Source organism: Micromonospora sp. URMC 105, assembly GCF_051386295.1.
In the GTDB taxonomy this organism is placed as follows: domain Bacteria; phylum Actinomycetota; class Actinomycetes; order Mycobacteriales; family Micromonosporaceae; genus Micromonospora.
Genome location: NZ_JBPQTL010000156.1, coordinates 1 through 8071, shown reverse-complemented (window position 1 = coordinate 8071; position 8071 = coordinate 1). Strand labels below are relative to the sequence as shown.

Genomic DNA, 8071 nt, shown 5'->3' with positions numbered 1-8071 from the left:
GGACGGTGGGTGGGGTGACCGGGGCGTGAGGCCGCGCGCGGTGGGGCGGGGCGTACTAGCCTCGGGGCACCATGGATCTTTCCGAAGCCGCGCTCCTGCTCGCCGCCGGTGTCGCCGCGGGCACGGTCAACGCGGTGGCCGGAGGCGGTTCGCTGATCACCTTTCCGGCGCTGATCGCGGTGGGGCTGCCCCCGGTGCCGGCCAACGTCACCAACTCGGTCTCGGTCTGCCCCGGTTACCTCTCCAGCGTGGCGGGCAGCCGCCGGGATCTGCCGTCGACGCGTTCGCTGGCGGCCCTGGTGCCCACCACCGTGGTGGGCACGATCGCCGGATGCCTGCTGCTGCTGGCCACCCCGGCCCGGGCGTTCGAGCTGGTCGTACCCTTCCTGGTGCTCGGCGCGACGGCGGTGCTCGCCTTCCAGGATCCGCTGCGCGCGCTGGTCGGGCATCCCCGCGACCTGGCGCCGCGCCGCCGTACCGTCACGGTGCAGGCCATGGTCGGGCTCGGCGCGGTGTACGGCGGCTACTTCGGCGCCGCACTGGGGGTGATGCTGGTCGCCGGCCTGGCCCTGGTGCTGGACGCGACGCTGGCCCGGGTCACCGCGATCAAGAACCTGCTCTCGGCGGTGGTCGGGCTGACCACGGTGGCGGTGTTCGCGCTCTTCGGGCCGGTCAACTGGGCGGCGGTCGCCGTGGTCGCGCCGGCCACGCTGGTCGGCGGGTACGCCGGGGCCCGGCTGGTCCGCCGGCTGCCGCCGGTGTTCCTCAAGATGCTGATCGTGGCCTTCGGCACGGTGATCGGCCTGCACCTGCTCTGGCGGGCGCTGCGCTGAGCCGGGACACCCAGGCAGGGGCTGCTACGCCGGCTCACCCAGGCGTTGAGCACCCGCGATCCCGCCGGCGGGGACGATCCGCACGGAGGGTCACCCCTGGCCTCGCACCAGGCGAGGGTGGAGTTGGACAGTATGAATCTGATGACGTGGATGGATCAGCGGCCGATCCATTCACGTCATCAGATTCGTAGCCTCACCGCACCTCACCCGGCGCTACACGCAGTGAAGCGCGGACCCGACGCCGCGCGGCAGAGCGCGAACACGACGCCGCGCGGCCGACCGCGGCGAGGCGGCGGGCCAGCGGCCCGCCCGGGCGTCCGCCGCAGCGGCGCACCCGGGCGGGCCGGTCCTCATGCCACCGGCTCGCGGGCCGAGTCGGCGTCCCGGTCGGTGCCCGGGGTGACCCGGGGGTCGCCCTCGTCGGCGAAGTAGTCGTCCGGCGTGGTGTTGTCCACCCCCTCAGCGACCTTCGCGGCCCGCAGCGCCAGCGTGAGCAGCGCCGCGACCAGCAGGTTCACCAGGACGGCCACGATGCCGACGTAGATCGTCTTCTTGGTGTCGAAGCCGAACTCGGACAGCGGGAAGGCGGAGCCGGCGAAGTGCTTCTTGCCGGTCACCGGGTTGCCGATCTGGTAGAGCATCCACATGCCGAGCGCCATGCCGGCCGCCCAGCCGGCGATCAGCGCGGTGCGGTGGAACCAGCGGGTGTACAGGCCCAGCGCCACCGCCGGCAGCGTCTGCAGGATGATCACGCCGCCGATCAGCTGGAGGTCGATGGAGAACTGCGGGTCGAGGAAGATGATGCAGGCCACCGCGCCGACCTTGACCACCAGCGAGGTGATCTTGGAGACGTTCGCCTCCTGCGCCGGGGTGGCGTCCCGCTTCAGGTACTCCTTGTAGATGTTGCGGGTGAACAGGTTGGCCGCCGCGATCGACATGATCGCCGCCGGCACCAGCGCGCCGATGCCGATGGCCGCGTACGCGACGCCGGCGAACCAGTCCGGGAACTGCTGGTCGAACAGGACCGGCACCACGGTGTTGTTGTCCACGCTCCCCGCGGTCGCCCCGGGCAGCGGCTTCACCCCGGCCGCGATGGCCATGTAGCCGAGCAGCGCGATCAGCCCGAGCAGCAGGCTGTACGCCGGCAGCGCCGACATGTTCCGCTTGATCACGTCCCGGTTCCGGCTGGCCAGCACGCCGGTGATGCTGTGCGGGTAGAGGAAGAGCGCCAGCGCCGAGCCGAACGCCAGGGTGGCGTACTGGAGCTGGTTGTTGGCGTTGAGCAGGATCCCGTCGTTGGGCGCCGCACTCGCCGAGAACTTGGCGTCCGCCGCGTCGAAGATCGAGTCCCAGCCGCCGAGCTTGTAGGGCAGGTACAGCACCGCCACCAGGATCACGATGTAGATCAGCGTGTCCTTGACGAAGGCGATCAGCGCCGGCGCCCGCAGACCCGACTGGTAGGTGTACGCGGCCAGGATCGCGAACGCGATGATGATCGGCAGGTGCCGGGCCAGCGCGGTGTCCCCGGTCACGCCCATCGTCTTCAGCACCGCCTCGATGCCGACGAGCTGCAACGCGATGTACGGCATGGTGGCGACGATGCCGGTGATCGCGACCAGCAGCGCCAGCACCGGCGAGTCGAAGCGGCTGCGGACGAAGTCCGCCGGGGTGACGAAGCCGTGCCGGTGCGAGACCGACCAGAGTCGACAGAGCACCAGGAACACCATCGGGTAGATGACGATGGTGTACGGCACGGCGAAGAAGCCCATCGCCCCCGCGCCGAACACCAGCGCCGGCACCGCCACGAAGGTGTACGCGGTGTACAGGTCGCCGCCGACCAGGAACCAGGTGATCCAGCCACCGAAGTTCCGCCCGCCCAAGCCCCACTCGTCGAGGTGGGCCATGTCCCGCGGGGCGCGCCAGCGGGCCGCCACGAAGCCCATCGCGCTGACCAGCAGGAAAAGCAGCGTGAAGACGATGATCTCGGTCAGGTGGTCACGCCACATCACTGCACCGCCTTCGTCCGCGACTGCGGGGCTCGCAGGCCCGGCTCACTCCTCGCGCTCACCGGCCACCTCGCTTCTTCGTCATCTGGTACACCAGGGTCGTGGTGGCCACACCGAGCAGGATGTAGGCCAGTTGCAGCCAGTAGAAGCGCGGGAAGCCGAAGAGCCGGGGCGAGTCCGCGTTGAAGAACGCCGGGATCAGCGGCACCAGGATCGGGATGAAGAGCAGCCAGTTCCAGGGACTGTGGTCCTTGGCCCTGGACGACGCCGTGCCTGCCGCGGGATCCGGTCCCGGCTCGGCCGGCGGTGTTCCGGGATCACTCATCTGCGTCTCCGAAGGGTCGTGGATCGGTCTGATCGCGCGGAGGCTAACCAGGCTGTGACCGTGGTCACGCCACTCGCCGACGCGCCCTGCGCCGAGCGGCAAGTCCGCTGCGCCGAATGACGTGCCCGCCCCTCGACGGGGCAGCCGGCCGGGCCCCGCCCCGCTAACCTGGGGCCTCACGCACGGACGGGGGTGGTGCAGGGTGTCGCAGTACGCGACCGAGGCGATGCGGGCGTTGGGTTCCACCTTCTCCACGTACGCCGACGACCTCGACCAGCAGACCCGCCCGACGCTGGCCGGGCTGGAGCTGCCGCAGGGGGCCTTCCCGCTGTTCGCGATGCCGGCGGCGGACAACTACGAGCAGTCCCTGGCCGCGGTCGGCGCGGTGACCACCGCGCTGCGCGACACCTTCGACGCGATCGGCGCGGCGCTGCACCGGGTCGCCGGCCACTACGAGCAGTTAGAGGCCGACCAGGCAGCCGGCTTCCACCGCAGTCACGACTGACCGAGGGGGACCGATGCCTGCGGGCTGGGACGAGGGCGGCTGGACCGACACCGGCAGCGACGCGTTCGACACGTTTCTGATCCGGGGGCTGGTGGTCGCCGCCACCAGCGGCCTGATCGTCGCGCTGGAGCCCTCCGGGGCCGGCATGGCGGCGGCCACGCTGACCGGGCTGCTGGTGATGCCGAACGTCGTCGACCCCGAACCGTGGCTGAGCAACTCCGGCACCTGGGGCGAGCTGAAGAACGCGTACGACAGCATGCACGCGCAGCTGCTGAGCCAGATCGAGAAGGTCGGCGGGTTCTGGCAGGACTCGGCGGCCACCCAGTTCCACGCCTTCGCCACCGGCGACCTGTTGCCGGCCCTGGAGCGAATGGCGCAGACCTGCTCCCTGATGGACTCGTACTGCGCGCAGATGGCGGCCGGCGTGATCACCACCCTCGGCTCGTTCCTGGTCGCCACGATCAGCGCCGCCGTCGCCGCCGTTGCGGCCAACGCGGCCGGTCCGGTGTCGCCGGCCGTGAAGATCGGCATCTTCGCCTCCTGGGCGGCCTTCGCGGTCACGGTGATCGGCCTGCTGGCCGGCTTCGTGATGACGGTCTGGCTCGCCGGCAAAGCGCTCGGCGACGCCAACGACGAGCTGGCCAACAAGTTCGCCGACCGGAGCGGGCAGATCGACACGGCCAGCATCCGGCTGCCCGAGTCCCTGAAGATCGTCATCGGCGATCCGGCCGAGTGGGTGCAGCGGTGAACGCGGACGCGGAGGCCATCGCAGCGGCGGCGGACGAGGCGCGCCGCCGGGGCTACACCGACGCGTCGCTGCGTGCCGTCCGGGAGCGGGTGGACGACCTGGCCGCCCGGATCGCCGCGCTGCGCCAGGAGAGCGTCGAGGCGAGCGACGCCACCGGCACGGTGACCGCCCGGGTGACCGGCGACGGCGAGGTGGCCGAGGTCTACCTCAGCCCGCAGGCCGTCCGGGACCTGGACGCCGACCAGCTCGGGACCGCCTGCCTGGAGGCGGTACGCCAGGCCCAGACCCGGCTTTCGACCACGCTCGCCGACCGGATTCGGGAGATCACCGGCAACGACGGCGTCGACCAGCCGCCCGCACCCCGGCAGGCGCTCGACGAGTTCCTCCGCCGTAGCGGGGCGGTGGGCTGATGCAGCGACCGGACCTGGGCGCCCTGGCCCGGCAGATGACCGCGGCGATGACCGCCGCCGTGGAGTTCGCCGAGGGGGCGGCGCAGCGGCGGCACGTCGTCTCCTCGCCCGGCGGCGAGGTCACGGTGGAGATGTCCGGGGCGCGGGAACTGCTGGACATCCGCATCGACCCGCGGGCCCGGCGCACCGTGGACAACCTGACCCTCGGCGAGCTGGTCACCGAGACGATCCGGGCGGCCGGCCGCCAGGTGGACGAGGCCCGCCAGGAACTGCTCGACTCGCTGAGGGTCGGCGACCACGCCGTCGGTGACGTGCTGCGCGACCCTCAGCGCCTCGTGTCGCGGCTGACCGAAGAGAGGCCCCGCCCGTGACCCGGCAACCCCGCTCGCCGCGCCGCAACGCCGCGATCCTCGGCTACCTGCTCGCCGTCGCCACCATCGGCCTGGGCTTCCTGGCGTTGCAGCCGGAGCTGCCGCCGCCGATCCGGCTCGCCGTGGGCCTTATCTGGCTCGCGGTCGCGCTGCCGTGCCTCTATCTCATGCGCTGGCTGCTGCGCTCCGGGCGCGGCTGACCGGCCGGTCGGCCGGTCAGCGCGCGGTGAGGTGGGCGGTGTCGTTGACGCTGCGCACCGCCACGCCGCCGTCGGGCCACATGTCCAGCACCGAGATGCCGGCGGCGTCCAGGTAGAGCCGGTGCAGGAAGGCGTCGCCGGCCGCCAGGGCGTCCCGCAACGCCAGCTTGATCGGCGAGACGTGCGAGACGACCACCACGGTCTCCCCGGGGTACGCCTCGCGCAGCGCCGCCACCGCCCGGTCGACCCGCTCCGCGACGGTGGTGAACGACTCCCCGCCGGGCGGCGCGATCCGGGTCGAGGCGAGCCAGGCGTCCAGCTCCCCCGGCCACTGGTCGCGTACCTCGGCGAAGGTCTTGCCGTCCCAGTCGCCGAAGTCGCACTCGACCCAGTCGTCCTGCCGGCGTACCGGGATGCCGCCGACCGCCCCGGCGATCGCCTCGGCGGTGGCCGTACACCGGGACAGCGGTGAGCTGACGACGGCCGCGACGGACGGGGCCAGCTCGGCCACCCGCGCGGCGGTGGCCCGGGCCTGGGCCTGACCGGCCTCGGAGAGCGGGACGTCGGCGCGGCCGGCGTAGCGGTGCTGCACGGTCCACTCGGTCTCGCCGTGGCGGACCAGGATCAGTCGGGTGGCGGTGAAGGTGGGCCGCGGCTCCCAGGAGGGCTTCGTGGTCGCCGGGTCGGTGCCGGCGGTACGGGAGGCGGCGCGGGCGGCGACCTCGCGGGCCTGCGCACGGGCCGCCGAGTCGGCGGCGGCCACCTCGCGGGGCGGCTCGGCGGCAGCCCGCTTCGGCGGCTTGCCGGCGGCGGCGTCCATCGCCGCGTTGGCCAGCGCGTCGGCGTGCCGGTTGCGCTCGCGCGGGATCCAGCTGAACCGGACCGACTCGAAGCGGTCGACCAGGGCGGCGGCCTGCGCGGCGAGCGGACGCAGCCCCGGGTGCTTGATCTGCCAGCGGCCGCACATCTGCTCGACCACCAGCTTGGAGTCCATCCGCGCCTCGACCTCGGCCGCGCCCAGCTCGGCGGCGGCCTCCAGCCCGGCGATCAGCCCCCGGTACTCGGCGACGTTGTTGGTGGAGACCCCGATCGCCTCGGAACGCTCCAGCAGCACCTCACCGGAGGCCGGGTCCCGGACCACCGCGCCGTAACCGGCCGGGCCCGGGTTGCCCCGGGACCCGCCGTCGGCCTCGATGACGACCGCGCGCACCGCCACCGGCTACAGACCCGACTCGTTGGTGCGGACCATGATCCGGCGGCACTCCTCGCAGCGGACCACGTCCTCCGGGTCGGCCTTGCGGATGCGGGCCAGGTCGGCGCCGGAGAGATCCAGCCGGCAGCCACCGCAGCGGCCGGCGGTGAGCAGCGCCGCACCCAGGCCGGTGTCCTCGCGGATCTTGTCGTAGAGGGTGACCAGGTCGGCCGGGAGGTCGGCGGCGAGCGGCTTGCGGGCCGTCTTCTTGAACTCCTCCTCCTTGGCGATCTCGGCCAGGGCGTCGTCCCGGCGCTGCTCGGCGGCCGCGCGGCGCTCGCGCGCGTCGGCCATCCGGGCCTCGATCCCGTCCAGCAGGCCCTGCGCGGTCTCCCGCTGCTCCATCAGCTCCAGCTCGGCGTCCTCCAGGTCGCCCTGCCGCCGGTTCAGCGAGACCAGCTCGTGCTGGAGCGCCTCCAGCTCCCGGGCCGGGCCGGAGCCGGCGGCGAGCCGGGCCTCGTCCTTGTTCTTGCGGGCGCGGACCTGGTCGACGTCCTTCTCCAGCCGGGCGATGTCGCGGTCCAGATCGTCCACGGCGACCTGGGCGCGGACCCGCTCGTCCTCCAGCGCGGACAGCTCCCGGGCCAGCCCCTCCAGCTCGGCCCGCTCGGGCAGGGTGCGGCGGCGGTGCGCCAGCTGGGCGAGGGACGTGTCGATGGCCTGCAGATCGAGCAGGCGGCGCTGGACCTGGGGTTCAGCCTTCACGGTCGGGGCTCCTTGTCGTCCAGTGCGGGCGCGGCGGCGTGCACGGTCCAGGGGTCGGTGTCCAGGTCGGACACCACGGTCTCGACGTCGAGGTCGGCCCGCAGGTGGGCGGCCAGGTCGTCCAGCCAGGGTCGTTCCGTCGCCCAGTGGGCGGCGTCGAGCAGGGCGGGTCCGCCGGCGGCGAGGTGTTCGCCCGCCGGGTGGTGCCGCAGGTCGGCGGTGAGGAAGGCGTCCACCCCGGCGGCGGTCGCCTCGGCCAGGAAGGCGTCGCCGGAGCCGCCGCTGACCGCGAGGGTACGCACGATACGCGCGGGATCGCCCGCGGCGCGAACTCCCCAGGCGGTGGCAGGCAGCACGGCGGCGGCGTGCCGGGTCAGCTCGGCCAGGGTCATCGGGGTGGGCAGCTCGCCGATCCGGCCGATGCCGCGGCCCGGGCCGTCGGCCGGGGCGCCGGGCGCCGGGCGGTGCAGCGGGCGCAGCCCGGTCAGCCCGAACCGGGCGGCGAGCGCGTCGGAGACGCCCGGGGCCGCCACGTCGGCGTTGGTGTGCGCGACGTACAGGGCAACACCGGCCCGGATCAGGTCGTGCACGATCCGCCCCTTGTACGTCGTCGGGGCGACCGAGGAGACGCCGCGCAGCAGCAGCGGATGGTGGGCGACGATCATGTCGGCGCCGGCGGCGCGCGCCTCGGCGACCGTCTCGGGCACCACGTCGAC

At 73.2% G+C, this 8071-nt stretch carries 11 protein-coding genes; 6 read left to right on the top strand and 5 right to left on the bottom strand.

Annotated elements, in window-relative coordinates:
• Positions 1-71 precede the first annotated feature (71 nt).
• Positions 72-833, top strand: a complete 762-nt coding sequence (locus ACSNN7_RS28015) for a sulfite exporter TauE/SafE family protein (RefSeq protein WP_436684057.1) — start codon at positions 72-74, stop codon at positions 831-833.
• A 350-nt stretch (positions 834-1183) separates the two neighbouring features.
• Here ACSNN7_RS28015 and mctP read toward each other — a convergent pair whose 3' ends face one another.
• Both mctP and ACSNN7_RS28005 read right to left on the bottom strand, forming a co-directional pair.
• A complete protein-coding gene (gene mctP, locus ACSNN7_RS28010; RefSeq protein ID WP_436684056.1) occupies positions 1184-2839 on the bottom strand; it encodes a monocarboxylate uptake permease MctP in 1656 nt (551 codons plus the stop codon).
• A 58-nt stretch (positions 2840-2897) separates the two neighbouring features.
• Entirely contained in the window at positions 2898-3164 is a 267-nt protein-coding gene (locus ACSNN7_RS28005; protein ID WP_346538999.1) for a DUF3311 domain-containing protein, read from the bottom strand.
• A gap of 202 nt (positions 3165-3366) precedes the next feature.
• Here ACSNN7_RS28005 and ACSNN7_RS28000 point away from each other — a divergent pair, with 202 nt between their 5' ends.
• From ACSNN7_RS28000 to ACSNN7_RS27980, 5 genes are read left to right on the top strand one after another with little or no spacing between them, the layout of a single operon-like run.
• Positions 3367-3669, top strand: a complete 303-nt coding sequence (locus ACSNN7_RS28000) for a hypothetical protein (RefSeq protein WP_436684055.1) — start codon at positions 3367-3369, stop codon at positions 3667-3669.
• Positions 3670-3682: 13 nt separating this feature from the next.
• Positions 3683-4417 carry a hypothetical protein gene (locus ACSNN7_RS27995; RefSeq protein ID WP_436684054.1) on the top strand — a complete coding sequence of 245 codons (735 nt, stop codon included), beginning with the start codon at positions 3683-3685 and terminating at the stop codon, positions 4415-4417.
• On the top strand, positions 4414-4827 hold the full coding sequence (locus ACSNN7_RS27990) for a YbaB/EbfC family nucleoid-associated protein (protein ID WP_436684053.1): 414 nt from the start codon (positions 4414-4416) through the stop codon (positions 4825-4827). Before ACSNN7_RS27995 ends, ACSNN7_RS27990 begins: the two co-directional genes overlap by 4 nt.
• On the top strand, positions 4827-5198 hold the full coding sequence (locus ACSNN7_RS27985; RefSeq protein ID WP_436684052.1) for a YbaB/EbfC family nucleoid-associated protein: 372 nt from the start codon (positions 4827-4829) through the stop codon (positions 5196-5198). The genes ACSNN7_RS27990 and ACSNN7_RS27985 overlap by 1 nt, the downstream gene beginning before the upstream one ends.
• Complete coding sequence (locus tag ACSNN7_RS27980) at positions 5195-5398, top strand: hypothetical protein (RefSeq protein WP_436684051.1); 204 nt, start codon at positions 5195-5197, stop codon at positions 5396-5398. The genes ACSNN7_RS27985 and ACSNN7_RS27980 overlap by 4 nt, the downstream gene beginning before the upstream one ends.
• A 16-nt stretch (positions 5399-5414) precedes the next feature.
• On the opposite strand, the gene ACSNN7_RS27975 is transcribed toward ACSNN7_RS27980, so the two are convergent.
• The 3 genes from ACSNN7_RS27975 to ACSNN7_RS27965 all read right to left on the bottom strand — a co-directional run.
• Entirely contained in the window at positions 5415-6614 is a 1200-nt protein-coding gene (locus tag ACSNN7_RS27975) for a bifunctional RNase H/acid phosphatase (protein WP_436684050.1), read from the bottom strand.
• A 3-nt stretch (positions 6615-6617) separates the two neighbouring features.
• Positions 6618-7355: a zinc ribbon domain-containing protein gene (locus tag ACSNN7_RS27970; RefSeq protein WP_436684049.1), complete on the bottom strand. Its 738-nt coding sequence runs from the start codon at positions 7353-7355 to the stop codon at positions 6618-6620.
• Positions 7352-8071: Nif3-like dinuclear metal center hexameric protein (locus ACSNN7_RS27965; RefSeq protein WP_436684048.1), on the bottom strand; the 720-nt coding region annotated here is incomplete at its 5' end. The genes ACSNN7_RS27965 and ACSNN7_RS27970, both read right to left, overlap by 4 nt.

Coding starts and splice junctions, on each gene's coding strand:
- mctP (WP_436684056.1), bottom strand. CDS start 2,839: ATGTGGCGTGACCACCTGACCGAGATCATCGTCTTCACGCTGCTTTTC.
- ACSNN7_RS27985 (WP_436684052.1), top strand. CDS start 4,827: ATGCAGCGACCGGACCTGGGCGCCCTGGCCCGGCAGATGACCGCGGCG.
- ACSNN7_RS27995 (WP_436684054.1), top strand. CDS start 3,683: ATGCCTGCGGGCTGGGACGAGGGCGGCTGGACCGACACCGGCAGCGAC.
- ACSNN7_RS28015 (WP_436684057.1), top strand. CDS start 72: ATGGATCTTTCCGAAGCCGCGCTCCTGCTCGCCGCCGGTGTCGCCGCG.
- ACSNN7_RS28005 (WP_346538999.1), bottom strand. CDS start 3,164: ATGAGTGATCCCGGAACACCGCCGGCCGAGCCGGGACCGGATCCCGCG.